This is a genomic window from Nocardioides dongkuii (genome assembly GCF_014127485.1).
Classification (GTDB): domain Bacteria; phylum Actinomycetota; class Actinomycetes; order Propionibacteriales; family Nocardioidaceae; genus Nocardioides; species Nocardioides dongkuii.
Genome location: NZ_CP059903.1, coordinates 767,386 through 786,511, shown reverse-complemented (window position 1 = coordinate 786,511; position 19,126 = coordinate 767,386). Strand labels below are relative to the sequence as shown.

16 protein-coding genes are annotated in these 19,126 nt (G+C 74.2%); 5 read left to right on the top strand and 11 right to left on the bottom strand.

Annotation, left to right across the window (positions count from 1 at the left end):
* Positions 1 to 48 precede the first annotated feature (48 nt).
* The 3 genes from cydD to H4O22_RS03650 all read left to right on the top strand — a co-directional run bounded on the left by cydD (position 49) and on the right by H4O22_RS03650 (position 5,932).
* Positions 49 to 3,471, top strand: a complete 3,423-nt coding sequence (gene cydD, locus H4O22_RS03660; RefSeq protein ID WP_182525716.1) for a thiol reductant ABC exporter subunit CydD — start codon at positions 49 to 51, stop codon at positions 3,469 to 3,471.
* A 155-nt stretch (positions 3,472 to 3,626) separates the two neighbouring features.
* Positions 3,627 to 5,690 (top strand): flagellar biosynthesis protein FlhA, encoded by a 2,064-nt coding sequence (gene flhA / locus H4O22_RS03655; protein ID WP_182525715.1) that lies wholly within the window; start codon positions 3,627 to 3,629, stop codon positions 5,688 to 5,690.
* The gene (locus tag H4O22_RS03650; RefSeq protein ID WP_182525714.1) at positions 5,687 to 5,932 is read left to right on the top strand and encodes a hypothetical protein; all 246 of its coding nucleotides are present in this window, start codon (positions 5,687 to 5,689) and stop codon (positions 5,930 to 5,932) included. Before flhA ends, H4O22_RS03650 begins: the two co-directional genes overlap by 4 nt.
* Before the next feature lie 286 nt (positions 5,933 to 6,218).
* On the opposite strand, the gene H4O22_RS03645 is transcribed toward H4O22_RS03650, so the two are convergent.
* From H4O22_RS03645 to pdxH, 3 genes are all read right to left on the bottom strand, one after another.
* Positions 6,219 to 8,075 (bottom strand): ABC transporter ATP-binding protein, encoded by a 1,857-nt coding sequence (locus H4O22_RS03645; protein ID WP_182526936.1) that lies wholly within the window; start codon positions 8,073 to 8,075, stop codon positions 6,219 to 6,221.
* A 95-nt stretch (positions 8,076 to 8,170) separates the two neighbouring features.
* Positions 8,171 to 9,907, bottom strand: a complete 1,737-nt coding sequence (locus H4O22_RS03640; RefSeq protein WP_182525713.1) for an ABC transporter ATP-binding protein — start codon at positions 9,905 to 9,907, stop codon at positions 8,171 to 8,173.
* Positions 9,908 to 9,920: 13 nt separating this feature from the next.
* Entirely contained in the window at positions 9,921 to 10,571 is a 651-nt protein-coding gene (pdxH, locus tag H4O22_RS03635) for a pyridoxamine 5'-phosphate oxidase (RefSeq protein WP_182525712.1), read from the bottom strand.
* A gap of 85 nt (positions 10,572 to 10,656) precedes the next feature.
* Here pdxH and H4O22_RS03630 point away from each other — a divergent pair, with 85 nt between their 5' ends.
* Positions 10,657 to 11,760, top strand: a complete 1,104-nt coding sequence (locus H4O22_RS03630; RefSeq protein WP_182525711.1) for a citrate synthase 2 — start codon at positions 10,657 to 10,659, stop codon at positions 11,758 to 11,760.
* A gap of 42 nt (positions 11,761 to 11,802) precedes the next feature.
* Here H4O22_RS03630 and H4O22_RS03625 read toward each other — a convergent pair whose 3' ends face one another.
* From H4O22_RS03625 to H4O22_RS03610, 4 genes are read right to left on the bottom strand one after another with little or no spacing between them, the layout of a single operon-like run.
* Entirely contained in the window at positions 11,803 to 12,375 is a 573-nt protein-coding gene (locus H4O22_RS03625; RefSeq protein ID WP_182525710.1) for a VldE C-terminal domain-containing protein, read from the bottom strand.
* 7 nt (positions 12,376 to 12,382) lie between these two features.
* Positions 12,383 to 12,985 (bottom strand): hypothetical protein, encoded by a 603-nt coding sequence (locus H4O22_RS03620; protein WP_182525709.1) that lies wholly within the window; start codon positions 12,983 to 12,985, stop codon positions 12,383 to 12,385.
* A gap of 24 nt (positions 12,986 to 13,009) precedes the next feature.
* The gene (locus H4O22_RS03615; protein WP_244963092.1) at positions 13,010 to 13,522 is read right to left on the bottom strand and encodes a GNAT family N-acetyltransferase; all 513 of its coding nucleotides are present in this window, start codon (positions 13,520 to 13,522) and stop codon (positions 13,010 to 13,012) included.
* Positions 13,494 to 13,931: a zinc ribbon domain-containing protein gene (locus tag H4O22_RS03610; RefSeq protein WP_182525708.1), complete on the bottom strand. Its 438-nt coding sequence runs from the start codon at positions 13,929 to 13,931 to the stop codon at positions 13,494 to 13,496. The genes H4O22_RS03615 and H4O22_RS03610 overlap by 29 nt, the downstream gene beginning before the upstream one ends.
* Positions 13,932 to 14,028: 97 nt before the next feature.
* On the opposite strand from H4O22_RS03610, the gene serC reads away from it, so the two are divergent.
* Entirely contained in the window at positions 14,029 to 15,153 is a 1,125-nt protein-coding gene (gene serC / locus H4O22_RS03605; protein ID WP_182525707.1) for a phosphoserine transaminase, read from the top strand.
* A gap of 161 nt (positions 15,154 to 15,314) precedes the next feature.
* Here serC and H4O22_RS03600 read toward each other — a convergent pair whose 3' ends face one another.
* From H4O22_RS03600 to H4O22_RS03585, 4 genes are read right to left on the bottom strand one after another with little or no spacing between them, the layout of a single operon-like run.
* Positions 15,315 to 15,809 carry an O-acetyl-ADP-ribose deacetylase gene (locus H4O22_RS03600; protein WP_182525706.1) on the bottom strand — a complete coding sequence of 165 codons (495 nt, stop codon included), beginning with the start codon at positions 15,807 to 15,809 and terminating at the stop codon, positions 15,315 to 15,317.
* 26 nt (positions 15,810 to 15,835) lie between these two features.
* Positions 15,836 to 16,849: a DNA topoisomerase IB gene (locus H4O22_RS03595; RefSeq protein WP_182525705.1), complete on the bottom strand. Its 1,014-nt coding sequence runs from the start codon at positions 16,847 to 16,849 to the stop codon at positions 15,836 to 15,838.
* Positions 16,850 to 16,897: 48 nt separating this feature from the next.
* Entirely contained in the window at positions 16,898 to 17,887 is a 990-nt protein-coding gene (locus H4O22_RS03590) for a hypothetical protein (RefSeq protein ID WP_182525704.1), read from the bottom strand.
* Positions 17,880 to 19,094 (bottom strand): class I SAM-dependent methyltransferase, encoded by a 1,215-nt coding sequence (locus H4O22_RS03585; protein ID WP_182525703.1) that lies wholly within the window; start codon positions 19,092 to 19,094, stop codon positions 17,880 to 17,882. The genes H4O22_RS03590 and H4O22_RS03585 overlap by 8 nt, the downstream gene beginning before the upstream one ends.
* Positions 19,095 to 19,126: the final 32 nt, after the last annotated feature.

Genomic DNA, 19,126 nt, shown 5'->3' with positions numbered 1-19,126 from the left:
ACGGCGGCGCGAGAACCAGACCGAACACCGACGAACCAGGACCGCTGAGTGAAGCCCCTCGACCCCCGAGTCCTCCCCCACCTGCGACCCGCCCGGGTCTCCCTGGCCGTGGTGGTGGTGGGCAACCTGCTCGCCGGCGTGCTGCTGGTGGCGCAGGCCTTCGCCCTGGCCACGCTGGTCACCCGCCTGGTGACCGGCGGCTGGCGGGCCGACCTCTCCGCCGACGGCTGGGCCGGGCCGGCACTGGCCCTGCTCGCCGTCACCGTCGGGCGCGGGCTGCTCAGCGCCGTGGTCGACGCCGCGGCGTCCCGGGCCGCGGGCCAGGTGGCCACCCACCTGCGCCGTACGGTCCTCCAGCGCGCGCTCGACCTGGACGCCGTCAGCCTCGCCGAGCACCGCACCGGCGAGCTCGGGCTGCTCGCCACCCGCGGGGTCGCGGCGGTCGAGCCGTACCTCACCCGCTACCTGCCGACGCTGGTGCTGGCCGGGGTGCTGCCGGCGCTGACGGTGCTGGCGATCGCCACCCAGGACTGGCTCTCCGCGCTGGTCGTGGTGCTGACGCTGCCGCTGGTCCCGGTCTTCGCGGTCCTGATCGGGATGAGCACCCGCGACCGCGCCGACCGGGAGTGGCGCATCCTGAGCCAGCTCTCGGGCCACTTCGTCGACGTGGTGCGCGGACTGCCCACCCTGGTCGCGCACCGCCGGGCACGGGCGCAGGCCCCCCGGATCCGCGCGATCACCGACCGCTACCGCCGCGCCAACGGCGACGTGCTCAAGCTCGCGTTCGCCTCCTCGGCCGCGCTGGAGCTGATCGCGACGATCTCCGTCGCCCTGGTCGCGGTGCTCGTCGGCCTCCGGCTCGCCGCTGACGGCATGGAGCTGCAGACCGCGCTCACCGTGCTGCTGCTGGCCCCCGAGGCCTACTGGCCGCTGCGACGTGTCGGGGCGGAGTTCCACGCCGCCGCCGAGGGCTCCGCGACGTTCGAGGCGATCCACGACCTCACCGCGCAGCCGCTGCCCGCCGCGGGCACCGAGCCGGCTCCGCTCGCCCCGGCGCCCCTGCGCATCGACCACCTGAGCATCCGGTGGCCCGGCCGCGACCGGCCGGCGCTCGAGGGTCTCGACGTCGGCATCCCCGCCCGCGGGCTGACCGTGGTCACCGGCCCGTCCGGGTGCGGCAAGAGCACGCTCCTCGCCGCGCTGATGCGCGAGGTGCCGATCACCGGCGGGCTCGTGCGGGTGGGCGGCGTGGACCTGACCTCCCTCGACCCCGACTCGTGGCGCTCGCGGGTGGCCCACGTCGCGCAGCGGCCCTGGCTCACCGACGGCACCCTCGCCGACAACGTCCGCCTCGGCCGCCCCGACGCCGACGACGCCGCGGTGATCGGCGCCCTGTCGCGGGTGGACCTCACCGAGGTCGTCGACGCGCTGCCGCTCGGGATCCACACCCCTCTCGGCGAGGACGGCGCCGGTCTCTCCGCCGGGCAGCGCGCCCGCCTCGCGCTCGCCCGCGTGATCGTCTCCGAGCGCCCCTTCGTGCTCCTCGACGAGCCCACCGCGCACCTCGACCCCGCCACCGAGGAGGTGCTGCTGCGCACGCTGCGCGACCTGGCCCGCGATCGCTGCGTCCTCGCCGTCGCGCACAGCCAGGCGCTCGTCGACGCCGCCGACACGGTGGTGGCGCTGACGGCGGCGGGGATGGCGGCTGGGATGGCAGCGGAGCCCGTCGCGCCCCGGGTCGCTCCCGGGGACGCAGGCGCACCGCCCCGGGCACGCGAGGCGACACCGGGGACCCCGGAGGCTCCTGGGCCGTCGGCGGGCTCCCCCGACCCTGCGCCCTCCCACCCCCGGGCCCGGCTCGCGCTGGCCACGCTGCTCGGAGTGCTGGCCTCGACCTCGGGGATCGCGCTGACCGCGACGGCCGGGTGGCTGATCGTCCGGGCCGCCGAGCACCCGCCGGTGCTGATGCTGATGGTCGCGATCGTCGGGGTGCGCACCTTCGGCCTGGCCCGCCCGGCGCTGCGGTACGCCGAGCGGCTGACCTCGCACGACGTCGCCCTGCGCGAGCTGGCCGAGCGCCGGGCCAGCGTGTACGACGCGCTGGTGCCGCTGGTGCCCGGGCGGCTGGGCCGACACCGCGGCGACCTGCTGGCCTCCGTGGTCGACGACGTCGACGCGCTGCTCGACGACCAGCTGCGGGTGCGGATGCCGCTGGTCACCTGGGTGGGCGCCGGCGCGGTCACCACGCTGGTCGCGACCTGGTTCCTCCCGGCCGCCGGCCTGGTCACCGCCGCGCTGGTGCTCCTCACCGGCATGCTGAGCTGGGCGACCGCCCGCTACGGCACGGCACGGCACGCCGCCGAGCAGGTGGCCGCCCGTGCCGAGCTGTCCCGGCGCAGCCTCTCCCTGCTGACCGATGCCCGCAACCTGGTCCAGTGGCAGGCCGGCGCGCGGGCCGTCGACCACGTCCAGCAGGCCGGTGCCGCCCTCGCCCGAGCCGCCGACCGCACGACCCTCTGGCTCGTCCTGGCCCGCGCCTGGCCGATGCTGGCGGCGGGGATCGGCATGGTGACGATGGCGGCCGTCGGCGGGTCCGCGCTGCGCGAGGGCACCGTCTCGGGACCGGTCGTCGCGCTGCTCGTGCTGCTCCCGCTGGCCCTGGTCGACGTGCTCGGCCCGGTCGCCGACGCCGGCGCCCTGCAGGTCTCCACCCGCGCCGCCGCCCGGCGCCTGGACGAGCTCACCGCGCTGCCCCCGGCAGTGGCCGACCCGGCGGACCCCCTCCCGCTGCCGTGCCCGCTGTCCCCCGCGGACGCGGCCGTCCGCCTCGCCGAGGTCACGGCCGCGTGGGCGGACCGCGACGTGCTCGATCCGATCTCGCTGGACCTCCCCCCGGGGCGCCGCATCGGACTGGTCGGTCCCTCCGGCTCCGGCAAGTCCACGCTGGCCGCGGTCCTGGTCCGCTTCCTCGACCCCACCGCGGGCAGCTACCGGCTGGCGGGCCTCGACGTGCGCTCCCTGGCCGCCGACGACGTGCGCGGCGTGGTCGGGCTGCTCGACGACGACCCGTACCTGTTCGGCTCCACTCTGGTGGAGAACGTCCGGCTCGCCGCCCCCGCCGCCGGCGACGACCAGGTCGAGGCGGCGCTGCGGGCCGCCCGGCTCGGGGACTGGCTCGACGCGCTCCCCCAGGGACTGCAGACCCGGCTCGGCGACGGCGGCGCGGCCGTCTCCGGCGGGGAGCGGGCCCGGATCGGCCTGGCGCGGATGCTGCTGGCCGACCACCGCGTGCTGGTCCTGGACGAGCCGACCGCCCACCTCGACACCCGCACGGCCCGCGCGGTCGCGGACGAGCTGCTGGCGGTGACCAGCGACCGCACGGTCGTGTGGATCACCCACGGCACCGTCGGGCTGGACCGGATGGACGAGATCGTCCGCCTCGGCCAGGAGGAGCCGGCCAGGGTCCCGTGACGGGGAGGCGAGTCTTCGCCCAGCTCGCCGAGGAGTCGCCCGGTCGAACCTCTCAGCCCCCGGCACGACCGGCCGATGAAGCCCGCGAGGCCAGGACGGCGTCACCACGTGGGCCAGGGACGGCGATCGCACCCGAACGGGAGACGACCCGCCCCATGGGCCTCAAGCGACTGACCCAGCTCGGCGTGCCGATCGGCATCGTCATGATCGTCGTGATGCTGGTCGTCCCGCTCCCCGCGGTGCTGCTCGACCTGCTGATCGCCGCCAACATCACCGGCGCGCTGCTGGTCCTGCTGACCGCCATGTTCGTGGTCCGGCCGCTCGACTTCGCCTCGTTCCCCTCGGTGCTGCTGGTGATGACGCTGTTCCGCCTGGCCCTCAACGTCAGCGCGACCCGGCTGGTGCTGGTCGACGGGTACGCCGGCAAGGTGATCGAGACGTTCGGCCACTTCGTGGTCGGCGGCTCGCTGATCGTCGGCCTGATCATCTTCGTGATCCTGCTGATCATCCAGTTCATGGTGATCACCAAGGGCGCCGAGCGGGTCGCCGAGGTCGGCGCCCGCTTCACCCTCGACGCGATGCCCGGCAAGCAGATGGCGATCGACGCCGACCTGAACTCCGGCCTGATCGACGAGGACCAGGCCCGGAAGCGCCGCGCCGAGGTGCACGCCGAGGCCGACTTCTACGGCGCGATGGACGGCGCCTCGAAGTTCGTCAAGGGCGACGCGATCGCGGCGATCATGATCACCCTGGTCAACCTGATCGGAGGGTTCGCGATCGGCATGACCCAGATGGGCATGTCGGCGGGCGACGCGGTCACGACGTACAGCCTGCTCTCGGTGGGCGACGGCCTGGTCTCGCAGATCCCGGCGCTGCTGCTCTCCGTCGCCACCGGCCTGATCGTCACCCGCAGCGCCGGCGACGGCGACATGGGCTCCGACATCATCCGGCAGGTCACCCGCAACCAGATGCCCCTGCGGATCGCGGGCGCGGCGTCGATGGCGCTGTGCCTGATCCCGGGGCTGCCGAAGATCCCGTTCCTGCTGACCGGCGGCGTCCTGCTGCTGCTCTCCACCCGGGTCACCCCCGAGGACCCCGAGCCCGCGCCGTCCGAGGTCGCCGCCCTGCACGCCGCGGCCGTGGACGACTCCCCCGAGAGCCTCGCCGCCGAGATCCAGGTCGACCCGCTCGGCCTCGAGCTCTCCGCCGACCTCATCGACCTCGTCGACACCTCCTCCGGCGGCGACCTGCTCGAGCGGGTCAAGGCGCTGCGCCGCAAGGTGGCCTCCGAGATCGGCGTCGTGGTGCCCCTGGTGCGCACCCGCGACAACCTCGACCTCCCCAGCCGCACCTACGCGATCAAGCTCTTCGACATCGAGGTGGCCCGCGGGGAGGCGCCGCCCGGCACCGTGCTGGCGATCGGGGACTTCCTCGGCTCGCTGCCCGGTGAGCCCACCCGCGAGCCGGTCTTCGGGCTCGAGGCCAAGTGGATCCCCTCGGAGCTGCGCAGCCAGGCCGAGCTCAGCGGCGCCACCGTCGTCGACCGGGCCGCGGTGATCACCACCCACCTCGCCGAGGTCGTCTCCACCCACGCCGCCCGGCTGCTCGGCCGCGAGGACGTCCGGCTGCTCACCGACGTCGTCAAGCGCACCCACCCCAACGTCGTCGACGAGCTCGTCCCGGCGCACCTCAGCCTCGGCGAGGTGCAGCGGGTGCTCCAGTGCCTGCTCGACGAGGGCGTGTCCATCCGCGACCTGGTGCGCATCTACGAGGCGCTCTCGCTCCGCGCGCAGACCACCAAGGACCTCGACGCGCTCGTCGAGGTCGCGCGCGGCGCCCTCGGCCCGGCGGTGGTCGCCCCGCACATCGCCGACGGGACCGTCCACGTGATCAGCTTCGAGCCGCAGTTCGAGCAGCGGATGCTGGAGGCGATGCGCCCCTCCGAGCAGGGCACGGTGATCGTGCTGGACCCGGTGACCATGCACGCGATGGTCGGCAGCCTGGCCCAGCTCCTCGTGGACGCCGAGAACCGCAACACCCGGCCGGTGCTCGTCTGCGCCCCGCAGCTGCGCGCCGCCGTACGCCGGCTGGTGCGGCCGGCGATCGACCGGCTGCCGGTCCTCGCCTACTCCGAGCTCAGCGGCACCGCCCAGGTGCGCTCCGCCGGCGTCGTCTCCGCCGACCCGGCCCGCGAGCACGCGATGCAGGTGACGGCATGAGGATGGTCTCCGCCCCGGTCCTGGGCGCCGCCGCGCTGGTCTCCTCCCCCGCCCTCTGGCAGGGGTTCGTCACCCAGCAGCTGACGATGGAGACCGCGCTGCTGCGGTTCGCGGTCGCGCTGGTCGTGGCCTGGGTCGCGATCTCCATCGTCGAGGCGCTGGTCGGCGAGCCGCCGCGACCGGTCGCGGTGCCGCTCGAGCCGACCGAGGTCGACGAGGGTCGCGAGACCGCCGCGGCCTGAGCGTCCCCCTGAGGCGGCGGGAGACCCGGCGGAGACGCAGCGACCCGCAGGCGTGGCGCCGGATCCTGGTCTGACCGGGGTCCGGGCCGCACCGGGGGACGTGGTCCCGGTTCGCCTGCGGGTCGGGTAGCTGCTGTGGATTCGCCAGCAGCCTCGGGGGCACTCCTGCCCCGTCGTCCTGCTGGGGCTGCTAGCGGGCAGCCACCTCACGCGTCCAAGAAGAACTCATTCTCCGGACCACCTCCTTTCCCGTGTGCGACCACGGTAGGTCGCTCCGGGGCGGTGCTCAAGGACTTTTCGCGGCGGCGAACTGGGCCGCGTGCAGCCGGGCGTACGCGCCCCCGGCGGCGAGCAGGGTGGCGTGGTCGCCCTGCTCGACGATGGCGCCGTCCTCCATCACCAGGATCAGGTCCGCGTCGCGGATGGTCGAGAGCCGGTGGGCGATCACGAACGAGGTCCGGTCGGTGCGCAGCGCGGCCATCGCCTGCTGCACGAGCACCTCGGTGCGCGTGTCCACCGAGCTGGTGGCCTCGTCGAGGATCAGCAGCGCCGGGTCGGTGAGGAAGGCGCGGGCGATGGTCACCAGCTGCCGCTCGCCCGCGGAGAGGCTGGACCCCTCCTCGTCGACCAGGGTGTCGTAGCCCTCGGGGAGGGAGTGGACGAAGCGGTCCACGAACGTGGCGCGGGCGGCGTGGAGCACCTCCTCCTCGGAGGCGCCCGGGCGGCCGTAGGCGATGTTGTCGCGGATCGTGCCCTCGAAGAGCCACGCGTCCTGGAGCACCATCCCGACCTGCTCGCGCAGCTGCGCCCTCGGCACGGCGGCGATGTCGACGCCGTCGAGCGTGATCCGGCCCGCGTCGAGGTCGTAGAAGCGCATCACCAGGTTGACCAGCGTCGTCTTGCCGGCCCCGGTGGGGCCGACGATCGCCACCGTCTCGCCCGGCCTCGCGACCAGGGACAGGTCGGTGATGAGCGGCCGCTCGGGGTCGTAGGAGAACGAGACGTGCTCGAACCGGACCTCGCCGCGCCGGGCAGCCGGCCCGCCGGCGGCGGGGACGTCGGGCGGCTCCTCGTCGGCGTCGAGCAGCTCGAAGACCCGCTCGGCGGACGCGACCCCCGACTGCAGCAGGTTGGCCATCGAGGCCACCGTGGTGAGCGGCTGCGTGAACTGCCGGGTGTACTGCACGAACGCCTGCACCTCGCCCAGGGTCAGCGCCCCGCTGGAGACCCGGAACGCGCCCACGACCGCCACGACGACGTAGTTGAGGTTGCCGAGGAACATCATCGCCGGCATCACCAGCCCGCTGACGAACTGCGCCCGGAACGACACCTCGTACAGGCCCTCGTTGTGCTCCTCGAAGGACCGCTCCACCTCGCGGGTGCGGCCGAGCACCTTGACCAGCGCGTGGCCGGAGAAGGCCTCCTCGATGTGCCCGTTGAGCTGGCCGGTACGACGCCACTGGGCGACGAACTGCCCCTGGGACCGCTTCATGATCGCCCGGGTGACCCAGAACGACAGCGGGACGGTGGCCAGCGCCACCAGGGCGAGCAGCGGGGAGATCCACAGCATCATCGCGAGCACCGCGAGCACGGTGAGCACGGACTGGAGCAGCTGGCTCATCGTCTGCTGCAGGGTCTGGCTGACGTTGTCGATGTCGTTGGTGACCCGGCTCAGGAGCTCGCCGCGCGGCGAGCGGTCGAAGTACCGCAGCGGGAGCCGGTGGATCTTGTCCTCGACGTCCTGGCGCATCCGCCGCACGGTGTGCTGGACGACGCCGTTGAGCACGTAGCCGGCCAGCCAGGACAGCAGCGACGCCGCGACGTACACCGCCAGCACGAGCAGCAGCCACTCCCCGACCGCGGCGAAGTCGACGCCCTGGCCGGCCACGACCCCCTGGTCCTGCACCGCGTCCGGGAGCGCCGAGTCGGGCGTGCCCGCCGGCACCGACCCGCCGACCGCGCCACGGAAGACGAGGTCGGTGGCGTGCCCCAGCAGCCGCGGGCCGATCGCCATCAGCAGGACCGACGCGGTGACCAGCAGGACGACCAGGAGCGCCTGGCCGCGGACCGGGCGCATGCCGGCGACCAGGCGGCGCGCCGACGGCCCGAAGTCCATCGCCTTCTGGGCGACCATGCCGCCCATCGGGCCGCGGCCGGGCCCGCCGGCCGGGGCCTCGATCCGCTCCGTCGCCTGGAAGCCCTGCCCCGGCTTGGCGCCCGCGGGTCGCTCGGAGGTGGTCACGCCGCCTCCTCCGCGGTCAGCTGGGAGGCGACGATCTCCTGGTAGGTGGCGCACCCGGCGACCAGCTCGTCGTGGGTGCCCCGGCCGACGACGTGGCCGTCCTCCAGCACCAGGATCAGGTCGGCGTCGCGGATCGAGGAGACCCGCTGGGCGACGACCAGCACCGTCGCGTCGGTGGTGACCGGGCCGAGCGCGGCGCGCAGCCGCGCGTCGGTCGCGAGGTCCAGCGCGGAGAACGCGTCGTCGAAGAGGTAGACCGCGGGGCGGCGGACGACGGCCCGGGCGATCGCGAGCCGCTGGCGCTGGCCACCGGAGAAGTTGGTGCCGCCCTGGGAGACCGGGGCGTCCAGCCCCTCGGGCAGGTCCGCGACGAACGCGGCGGCCTGGGCCACCTCGAGCGCCGCCCACAGCTGCTCCTCGGTCGCGTCGGGCCGCCCGTGCAGGAGGTTGCTGCGGACCGTCCCGGAGAACAGGTACGCCCGCTGCGGGACCAGGCCGATCTGCGACCAGAGTGCGTCGGGGTCGAGCCGTCGTACGTCGACGCCGCCGACGCGCACCACGCCCCCGGTGGCGTCGAAGAGCCGCGGGACCAGGTTGACCAGCGTGGACTTGCCCGCGCCGGTGGAGCCGACGACCGCCACCGTCGTGCCGGGGCGGGCCGAGAACGAGACCCCCTCGAGCACCGGCCGGTCGGCGCCGGGGTAGGTGAGGGCCACGTCCTCGAGGTCGAGCCAGCCCCGCCTCGCCGGGTCGGGGGTGACCGGGTCGGTGGGCGGGGCGACCGAGGTCTCGGTGTCGAGGACCTCGGCGATCCGATCGCCGCACACCGCCGAGCGCGGGACCTGCATCAGCATGAACGTCGCCATCATCACCGACATCAGGATCTGCATCAGGTAGGTGAGGAACGCGGTCAGCGAGCCGACGCCCATCTGCCCGTCGTCCACGCGGTGCCCGCCGAACCAGATGACGGCGACACTGGAGACGTTCACGACCAGCATCGCCAGCGGGAACATGGTCGCCATCCACCGGCCGGCGGTGACGGCGACGTCGGTGAGCCGGTCGTTGGCCACCGCGAACCGCTCCCGCTCGTACGGCTCGCGCACGAACGCCCGGACCACCCGGATCCCGCTGATCTGCTCGCGCAGCACCCGGTTGACCTCGTCGATGCGCGTCTGCATCGCGCGGAAGCTCGGGACCATCCGGGAGACCACGAACCCCACGCTCAGGAACAGCGCGGGCACGACCACGGCCAGCACCCACCCGAGGCCGAGGTCCTCGCGCAGCGCCATCGCCACGCCGCCGACCATCATGATCGGGCTGGAGACCGCGATCAGGCAGGCCATCACCACCAGCATCTGCACCTGCTGGACGTCGTTGGTGGTGCGGGTGATGAGCGACGGCGCGCCGAAGTCCTGCACCTCCCGGGCGGAGAACGTGCCGACCCGGCGGAACAGGTCGCGGCGCAGGTCGCGCCCGAACGCCGTCGCCGTGCGCGAGCCGTACCAGGCGGCGGCGACCGCGCAGGCGACCTGGAGCAGCGAGACGGCCAGCATCAGGCTGCCGAGTCGCCAGATCAGGGCGGTGTCACCGGCGACCACGCCCTCGTCGATGATCCGGGCGTTGAGGCTCGGGAGGTAGAGCATCGCGAGGACGCCGGCGAACTGGAAGGCGACCACCGCCACGAGCCAGGTGCGGTACGGCGCGAGCCGCTCGCGGAGCAGACGGACGAGCATCAGGACCCCTCGGTTATGGCGCGAGCCGCTCCGTGCGCCACCGCTCGCCGTCGCGACGGTAGACCAGCCGGTCGTGCATCCGGCCGGGGCGTCCCTGCCAGAACTCCACGGTCTCGGGGCGGACGACGTACCCGCCCCACTCGTCGGGGACGGGGACGTCCTGGCCGTCGAACCGCGCCTCGACCTCGGCGTACGCCGCGGCGAGCTCGTCGCGGTCGGCCACCGGGCGGGACTGGTGGGAGGCCCACGCCCCCAGCTGGGAGCCCCGCGGCCGGACGGCGAAGTAGTCGGCGACCGCGGCGGCCGGCAGCGGCGTCGCGAGCCCGTCGACCCGGACCTGCCGCTCCAGGGGGTGCCAGGGGAACAGCAGCGCGCAGCGCGGGTTGCCGGCCAGCTCCTCGCCCTTGCGCGAGCGGGTGTTGGTGTAGAAGACGAAGCCGTCCTCGGAGACGCCCTTGAGGAGGACCATCCGCGACGACGGCGCGAAGTCGGCGCCGACGGTCGCGACCACCATCGCGTTCGGCTCGTGCAGCCCGGAGGCGAGCGCCTCGTCCAGCCAGCGGCGGAACATCGCCACCGGGTCCGGGGCCAGGTCGTCCTCGGCGAGGCCCGCCGCGGCGTACTCCTGGCGCAGCGCGCGCAGGTCGAGATCGGGGTCCGACATACCCACAGCCTAGGGATGGGTGCAGAATGCCCGGGGCGCTGCGGAGGTGGTGCCCGACGCAGGAGCCGAGACGAAGGAGTCCACCATGACCGAGGTCCACCACGGACTGGAGGGCGTCGTCGCCTTCGAGACGCAGATCGCGGAGCCGGACAAGGAGGGCTCCGCGCTGCGGTACCGCGGCGTCGACATCGAGGACATCGTCGGCCGGGTGCCGTTCGAGAACGTCTGGGGCCTGCTCATCGACGGCTCCTACTCCCCCGGCCTCCCGCCGGCCGAGGCCTACAACATCCCGGTGCACACCGGCGACGTGCGCGTCGACGTCCAGGCCGCCATCGCGATGCTGGCGCCGGCGTTCGGCTTCCGCCAGACCTACGACATCTCCGACGAGCAGGCCCGCGCCGACCTCTCGCGCGTCGCCGTCATGGTGCTCTCGTACGCCGCGCAGTCGGCCCGCGGCCTGCACCAGCCCGTCGTCCCGCAGGCCGACGTCGACGCCGGCGCGACGCTGGCCGAGAAGTTCCTGATCCGCTGGAAGGGCGAGGCGGACCCCAAGCACGTCCAGGCCATCGACGCCTACTGGTCCTCCGCGGCCGAGCACGGCATGAACGCCTCCACCTTCACCGCGCGCGTGATCACCTCCACCGGCGCCGACGTCGGGGCGGCGTTCTCCGGCGCGATCGGCGCGATGTCCGGCCCGCTGCACGGCGGCGCGCCGTCCCGGGTGCTCGGGATGATCGCCGACGTCGAGGAGAGCGGCGACGCCGAGGCCTACGTGAAGGGGCTGCTCGACAAGGGCGAGCGGCTGATGGGCTTCGGCCACCGCGTCTACCGCGCCGAGGACCCCCGCGCCCGGGTGCTGCGTCGGACGGCGAAGGAGCTCGACGCCCCCCGCTACGAGGTGGCCGAGGCGCTCGAGAAGGCCGCGCTCAAGGAGCTCAAGGAGCGGCGCCCCGACCGGGTGCTGGAGACCAACGTGGAGTTCTGGGCGGCGATCGTCCTGGACTTCGCCGAGGTGCCGGCGCACATGTTCACCTCGATGTTCACCTGTGCGCGCACCGGCGGCTGGTCGGCGCACATCCTGGAGCAGAAGACCACCGGCCGGCTGATCCGGCCCTCGGCGATCTACACCGGCCCCGAGCCCCGCGGCGCCGACCAGGTCGAGGGCTGGAACCCCGACTGGCACGCCTGAGCCCCTCACGGCGGGCGCTGCGGCACCCGCTGCGGCGGGCGCTCACAGGCGCCCGTCGTACCAGGACGTCCTGCCCTTGCCGCCGGCACGGCTCAGCGAGACGTGCACGTGGTCGCGGTGGCGCAGGGTCTTGGAGCAGCGCTTGCGCGACCGGCAGCCGGAGCTGAGGTACGCCGCGGGTCGGAACTCGTTCCACGCGGAGTAGATCCGGTCGTCCCAGATGACGTACATGATCCCCATCCGGCGCGCCCGCGCGTGCGGGTTGCCGGCGCGATCGGTCGCGAAGGCGTCGCGCAGGAACGCCTTCGCGGTGCGGCGGTCGCGCTTGCTCGCCGCGTCCAGGGTCCAGTCGAAGGCGCGTCCCCCCTGGTGCTCGGAGGTCGAGCCGGGGGTGCAGCCGCGGGAGATGCCGCCGTACGCCCCGCCGTACCTGCTCACGAGGTGGCGGCCGAGCGCCTCGGTGCCGGCCTTGGCGCGCGGGGAGCACTTCTTCTGCGGCTGGTAGTCGGCGTAGTCGTCGACCGGCTCCGCGGCGCCGGCGGGCGCGGCGAGCGCACCCGCGGTCAGGACGACGGCGAGCAGGACGACGAGGGAGGCCAGGGCACGGCGCAGCATGGGTGGCTCATCGGCCGGGCGCGCCCGGTGCTGAGCGGGTCGTGCGGGCGAGGTAGGCGCGGCCGCGCGGTGAGAGGTCGTAGCCGACGTCGAAGCTGACGGTCAGGCCGAGGTTCTTCAGCTTGCGGACGTCGATCTTGAACGGGTCGCGCTCGCGGCCGACCTCCGCGGCGAGGTCGGGGGCGCGGACGTGCGGGCGGCGGCCGATGAGCTCGAGCGTCCGCATCGTCCAGGGCCCGTGGCTGCTGGCGCGGTCCAGCCGCTCGAGCCGCGCGTCGATCGCGGCGACGTCGGCGTCGGTGAGATCGGCGTCCTCGCGCAGCGCGACGCGTGGGTCGGGCCCGGCCCACGCCAGCACCACCCGGTACGTCGGCGCGTCGTCGTCGCGGAGGCGGGCGCGCAGCGCGTCGGCGCTCGGGTGGCCGGCGAGTGCCGCCTCCTCGTCGGTGATCGCCGCGGGGTCCACCTCCTCGACCGCCTCGACCCGGACGACGCCCGCGACGGTGCGGAACTGCGAGCCGGGGCGGACGTCGGGCGCCCGCCACCGCCGGAACGCCAGCGTCACCGTGCCGTCGGCGACGCCGTGCGCGACCTTCGGCGGCAGCAGCACCGGTGGCTCCTCAGCCGGCCCGTCTCAGAGCCGCTTGCCGTAGCAGCGGTTGACCGGCGAGTCCCGGTAGTAGCCGAACGGCGCGATCAGCTCGTAGCCCGCGGACTCGTAGAGCGCCATCGCCTCGGGCTGCTGCGACCCGGTCTCCAGCACCAGGGCCTGGTAGCCGGCCGCGCGGGCGGTCGCCTCCAGGTGGGCGAGCACCCGCCGGGCGTGACCGCGGCGCTGGGCGCGCGGGACGACGTACATCCGCTTGATCTCGGCGGTCCGGGTGGTGCCGAGCGCCTCGACGCCCGAGTGCCGCCAGGCGCCGGTGGCGACGGCGTCCCCGTCGGGCCGGTAGCCGACGAAGAAGCTGCCCCGCGGCGGGAGGAACAGCGCGGGGTCGACCGGCGACTCGTCGCGGCCGCCGTACCGCGCGACGTACTCGGCCTGGACCTCCTCGACCAGCCGGACGGCGTCCGGGTGGTCGTAGCCGACCCGCACGACCTCCAGCTCCTGACCGGTCTCAGGCGAGCGCGGTGCCACAGCCGTCACAGAACCTCGCCTCCTCGTCGTTGCGCTTGCCGCAGGAGCGGCAGAAGGGACCGGCGGCCGCGGGCTCCGCCGTACGACCGACGCCCAGCACGCCGCGGCCGTCGGAGAGGTACGTCGCGGAGTCCTTGACCACCGGCATCGTCTCGCCCGCGACGTAGCGCGTCTGGGCGCCGAGGAAGCCGGCGTTCAGCAGGGCCAGTCCGACGATCGTCATGAAGCCGCCGGCAGCGATCCGCAGGATGGCGCCGGGACCGTCGCTGATCGCCGGGTTGTCGAACTCGTCGATGAAGTCGAGCAGGCCGGTCACGCCGAGGAGCAGGCCGGCCAGCAGCAGCGCGCCGCCGAGCACGCGCAGGGCGGTGCGGCCGCCACGCTGGTGCCGCAGCCCCGGCTCGGGGGTGCTGTCCATGGTCTCTCCGATTCCTCCGGGTGACGGTCCGGCTGCCACAATAGTCACGCTGACAGCGTCGTCAGGGACACCTCCTACCCCGTTCGGAAGGCAGTACATGACCGACGCCCTGAAGATCCCCGCCGACCTGCTCCCGGCCGACGGCCGATTCGGTGCCGGACCGTCGAAGATCCAGACCAGCCACCTCGACGCGCTCGCCGCGACCGGGTCGACGCTGATGGGCACCTCGCACCGTCAGGCGCCGGTGCGCGACACCGTGGGCCGGGTGCGCGAGGGCCTCGCCGCGCTGTTCTCGCTGCCCGAGGGCTACGAGGTGGTGCTCGGCAACGGCGGCGCGACGGCGTTCTGGGACATCGCGACGTACGGCCTGATCGAGCAGAAGAGCCAGCACCTCTCGTTCGGCGAGTTCTCCTCGAAGTTCGCGAAGGCCGCGGCCGACGCGCCGTGGCTGGACGCCCCGTCGGTCATCAAGAGCGAGCCCGGCTCCGCGCCGGTCGCCGAGGCCGAGGCCGGCGTCGACGTGTACGCGTGGGCGCACAACGAGACCTCGACCGCCGTGATGGCCCCCGTCGTGCGGCCCGCGGGCGCCGACGAGGGCTCGCTGGTGCTGATCGACGCGACCTCCGGCGCCGGCGGCCTGCCGGTCGACCTGACCGAGGTCGACACCTACTACTTCGCGCCGCAGAAGTGCTTCGCCTCCGACGGCGGCCTGTGGCTCGCGCTGATGTCGCCGGCCGCGCTGGACCGCGCCGCCCGCATCGCGGCGACCGACCGGCACGTGCCGGCGTTCTTCGACCTGCCGACCGCGATCGACAACTCCGCGAAGAACCAGACCTACAACACCCCCTCGGTCGCGACGCTCTTCCTGATGGCCGAGCAGCTGGACTGGATGAACGCCAACGGCGGCCTCGCGGGCATGGTCGAGCGCACCACCCGCTCCTCCGACGCGCTCTACGGCTGGGCCGAGCGGACGGCGTACACCACGCCGTACGTCGCCGACCCCGCCCACCGCTCGCTGGTCATCGGCACGATCGACTTCGAGGACGGCATCGACGCCGCGGCGGTCGCGAAGACCCTGCGCGCCAACGGCATCGTCGACACCGAGCCCTACCGCAAGCTCGGCCGCAACCAGCTGCGGATCGCCATGTACCCCGCGATCGACCCCGCCGACGTCGAGGCCCTCACCGCCTGCATCGACCACGTGGTCGAGCGACTCTCCTGAGGTAGTCCGGCACGTTTCGGTCGTCCGGGCCCCCGTGTCCACGACCGGAACGTGCCGGACTATCCCGCCCGCGGGCGGACACAAGCGCCGACTCGGCGTACCGAGGTAGTCCGACACACTCGTGCTGTCTCCCGGCCGGGGGACGACACAGGTGTGTCGGACTACCCCAACGACCGTCGGACCAGGTCGTACGACGGGCGGCCGAGGGCGACGATCCGGGCCTCGGTCACCTGGGTGTCGGCGGAGCGGAAGACCTCGAGGGCGGCGGCGACCGCGTCGTCCTTGGGCCAGCCGTAGATGCCGGCGCTGATGAGCGGGAACGCGACGGTGCGGGCGCCGAGCTCGTCGGCGACCTCGAGCGCGCGGCGGTAGCACGAGGTGAGCAGGGAGCGGTCGGTCTCGCCGGCGTTGTAGTTGGGGCCGACGACGTGGATCACCCACCGGGCGGGCATCTCCCCGGCCGTCGTCCAGCCGGCGTCGCCGGTCGCGAGCCCGCGGGGGAACCGGCGTACGCAGTCCTCCAGCACGGCCGGTCCGCCGGCCCGGTGGATCGCGCCGTCGACCCCGCCGCCGCCGCGCATCCCGCGGTTGGCGGCGTTGACCACCGCGTCGACCTTCTGGGTCGTGATGTCGCCCTCCACCACTGTGATGTCCACGGGAGGTCGGTACCCAGCCGCGCCGGTCAGGAGGCCTCCTGGTCCCGGATCAGCGCGAGGGTGGCCCGCTCCAGCGCGGCCTGGCGCTCGTCGGGGTTGTCGTAGGTCCGCCGGGTGGTCGCGGAGATCGTGCGGCCCTCCTCGTAGGCGTCGATGACCCGCGGGTCGACATACGCCGAGCGGGCCAGGGTCGGCGTGTTGCCGAGGAACGACGAGACCTCCTTCATCGCCCCCGACACCGCCCGCTTCCGGGAGGCCTTGGTCTGCCCGGGCTCGGGGCTCTCGGCGAGCGCCGCGGCGGCGAGGACGGTGGCGTGCCAGGTGCGGAAGTCCTTGGCCGTGGCCTCCAGCCCGGTCGACGCGCGGACGTACTCGTTGACCAGCGCCGGCAGCAGGCTGCGCCAGTCGCGGCCCTCCTTGTAGGACAGCAGCCGCGCGTCCACCCCGCGCCGGCGGCGCATCGCCTCCAGCGTCTCGATCACCACCGCGTCGTCGATCTCGATGCGGTGGTCCACCCCCGACTTGCCGGTGAAGGTGAACACCAGCCGGTCCTGGCGCCGCCGCACGTGGCGGCGCTCGAGGGTGGTGAGCCCGAAGCTGCCGTTGGTGTCGGCGTACACGTCGTTGCCGATCCGGAAGTAGCCGAGGTCGAGCAGCCGGACGGCGACCGCGCAGGCCCGCTCCAGCGGCATCCCCTCGCGCCCGAGGTCGGCGACCACGAGCTGGCGGGCCTCGGTCAGCGCCGCGCCGAAATCCAGCATCCGCTCGAACTTCTCCGCGTCCCGCTTCTGCCGCCAGACCGGGTGGTAGAGGTACTGCCGCCGCCCGGCGTCGTCGGTGCCGACCGCCTGCAGGTGGCCGTTCGGGTACGGCGTGACCCAGACGTCGCGCCACGCCGGCGGGATCACCAGGCCGCGCACCCGCTGGGCCGCGTCCTCGGGCAGCCGGCGCCCCTGGTCGTCGAGGTAGACGAAGCCCTTGCCCGCACGCCGCCGGGTCCAGCCCGGCTGGTCCGGTGAGGTACGGCGCAGGCGGGGCACGAGCGGGTCAGTAGCCGTGGCGCAGCGACGGCAAACTCCCGCCCGCGGTCAGCTCGGCCGCCGCCAGAGCCAGCGGAGCAGCACCACGAGCACGCCGACCCCCAGCCAGCCGCCGAGGAACCACGGCCACACCGGACGGTCCTCCGGGGTCGGCTCGGTCTCGTCCGCCGGGTCCGGCGCCGGCGGCGCGGAGGGTACGGCGGGCTCCGTCGGCTCGGCGGGCTCCGGCGGCGCGACCGCGGCCCGAACCTCGCGCGGGAGGGTCACGGCGAGCACGTCCGAGGCGGCTCCCTCGGTGCTGATCAGCACCCGGCCGTCCTCGTCCACCGCGATCCCCTCCCCCTGGTCCTGGTCGGGGAGGCCGAAGCTGTCCACCGTGTCCAGCGCCGGCCAGGTCAGCACCGTCGCGCTGCCGTAGTCGCGGACGACGACGTGCCGGCCGTCGGGGAAGAACGCGCCGTCGGTGGCGATGCCGGGCGCGGGACCGACGGCGGTCAGCCGGTTGGGACCGTCGGGGTCGAGCCGGGCGGGGGCGCGGTAGACGGTGCCGCCGAAGATCTCCTTGCTCACGACCACCAGCCGTCCGGTCTCCGGCTCGGCGAGCAGCGTCTCGGCGTCCGTGGGGCCGTCGGGGTAGACCAGCTCGAAGCGCTCCGGGTCGGCGGTCCGGTCGCCACGGCCGACGGGCACGCGCAGCACCTCGACGGAGTCGCGCGAGCCCGGGTTGTCGCCGATGTCCCCCACCCAGACCTCACCGGGCCCGGCCGGGGCGAGGGCCTCGACGTCGGTCGGCTCCCCCTCCCAGCGGGTCACCCCGACCGTCCGCCCGGTGGCGGGGTCGACGGTGAAGACCCGGCCGGAGTCGCCGGAGTCGTTGGTGGTCACGACCAGGTCGTCGCGGGCCACGAGGCCGCTGGACTCCACGATGGCGGGGTCGGCGAAGGTGAAGAGGGCCGGCACGTCCTCCGGCGCGAGGGCGGTCGCCGTCCCGAGCGCGAAGGGGACGCCGACCAGCCAGACCAGGAGCTGGTCAGCCACGGCCCGCGTCCAGCAGCTCGGCCAGCCGCGGCCGGACCGCCCAGCTCGTGACCAGCTCGTCGTACTCCGCGCGGACGCTGCCGGCCCGGTCCGGCGCCCCGGTGCGCACCGCGCGCAGCATGGTGTTGCGCGGGGTGTGCTGGCTCTCGACGAACTGCACCACGTCGACGCGGTAGCCCTCGATGCGCAGCAGCGCGGCGCGCAGGCCGTCGGTGAGCGTGTCAGCGAGCCGCTCGCGCAGGATGCCGTGCCGGGTGAGCAGGGCGTACGGCGCGGGCGTGGGCGCCGTGCGCAGCTGCGCGGCGACGTCGTGGTGGCAGCAGGGCGCGGCGAGCACCACCTGCGCCCCCCAGCGCACCGCCTGGGAGAGCGCCTCGTCGGTAGCCGTGTCGCAGGCGTGCAGCGCGAGCACGACCTCCGGCGCGGGGTCGAGCTCCACGCCGCCGATCGTGCCGACGACGAACTCCGCCTGGACGCCGAGCTCCTCGGCGACCCGGCTGTTGTGCTCGCGGGACTGCTCCTTGACGTCGACGCCGGTGACCACGACGGGCAGCCCGCGGACGGCCCCGAGGTAGCGCTGGGCGGCGAAGGTGAGGTAGGCGTTGCCGCACCCGAGGTCGACGATCCGCAGCGGGTCGTCGTCGGTGGGCCGGCGCAGGTGGCCCTTCTCCAGGGCATCGTCGAGGGTCGCGGCGAGCAGCCGCAGGAACTCCTCCACCTGGCGGTACTTCGACTGCCGGCTCGGCTTGATCCGCCCCTGGGCGTCGGTGAGCCCGAGGACCCGGAAGACCGGGTCGTCGGCCGGCAGCAGCCGGTCCTTCCCGCGGTCGTGGCCGCGGTCGGCCTCGACCGGCGCGGCGCGGTCGCTGGTGTGCAGCACCGCCTCGAGCTTCTTGGTGACCCGCAGCTGGTGGCTCTGCGTCGTGGTCTCGACGTGCCAGTTGCCGAACGGCTCCTCGAGCAGCGCGTCGACGGCCTCGCGGGCCTCGTCCCCGACCGCGTGGTTGGCGGTGTGCGCCTGGGTCTCGTCGTACGCCGTGACCTGCAGGTGGCGGCCGGCCTTCAGGTCGACGTACCGCAGCTCCACCCGGCGCCACCGCGGCTGCGACCCGCGCCGGCGGCCGCCGGCGACCGCCCGGACGAGGAGGTCGGGGTCGAGCAGGTGGGCGCGCACCGTGGCCAGGGCCTCGGGCAGCGGCTGGCTCACCTGTTCACCACCGAGGCGACCACCACGATCAC

Bases quoted from the DNA above. Each gene is read 5' to 3' on its own strand.
- flhA (WP_182525715.1), top strand. From the start codon at position 3,627: ATGGGCCTCAAGCGACTGACCCAGCTCGGCGTGCCGATCGGCATCGTC.
- H4O22_RS03650 (WP_182525714.1), top strand. From the start codon at position 5,687: ATGAGGATGGTCTCCGCCCCGGTCCTGGGCGCCGCCGCGCTGGTCTCC.
- H4O22_RS03645 (WP_182526936.1), bottom strand. From the start codon at position 8,075: ATGGGCGGCATGGTCGCCCAGAAGGCGATGGACTTCGGGCCGTCGGCG.
- H4O22_RS03640 (WP_182525713.1), bottom strand. From the start codon at position 9,907: ATGCTCGTCCGTCTGCTCCGCGAGCGGCTCGCGCCGTACCGCACCTGG.
- pdxH (WP_182525712.1), bottom strand. From the start codon at position 10,571: ATGTCGGACCCCGATCTCGACCTGCGCGCGCTGCGCCAGGAGTACGCC.
- H4O22_RS03630 (WP_182525711.1), top strand. From the start codon at position 10,657: ATGACCGAGGTCCACCACGGACTGGAGGGCGTCGTCGCCTTCGAGACG.
- H4O22_RS03625 (WP_182525710.1), bottom strand. From the start codon at position 12,375: ATGCTGCGCCGTGCCCTGGCCTCCCTCGTCGTCCTGCTCGCCGTCGTC.
- H4O22_RS03610 (WP_182525708.1), bottom strand. From the start codon at position 13,931: ATGGACAGCACCCCCGAGCCGGGGCTGCGGCACCAGCGTGGCGGCCGC.
- serC (WP_182525707.1), top strand. From the start codon at position 14,029: ATGACCGACGCCCTGAAGATCCCCGCCGACCTGCTCCCGGCCGACGGC.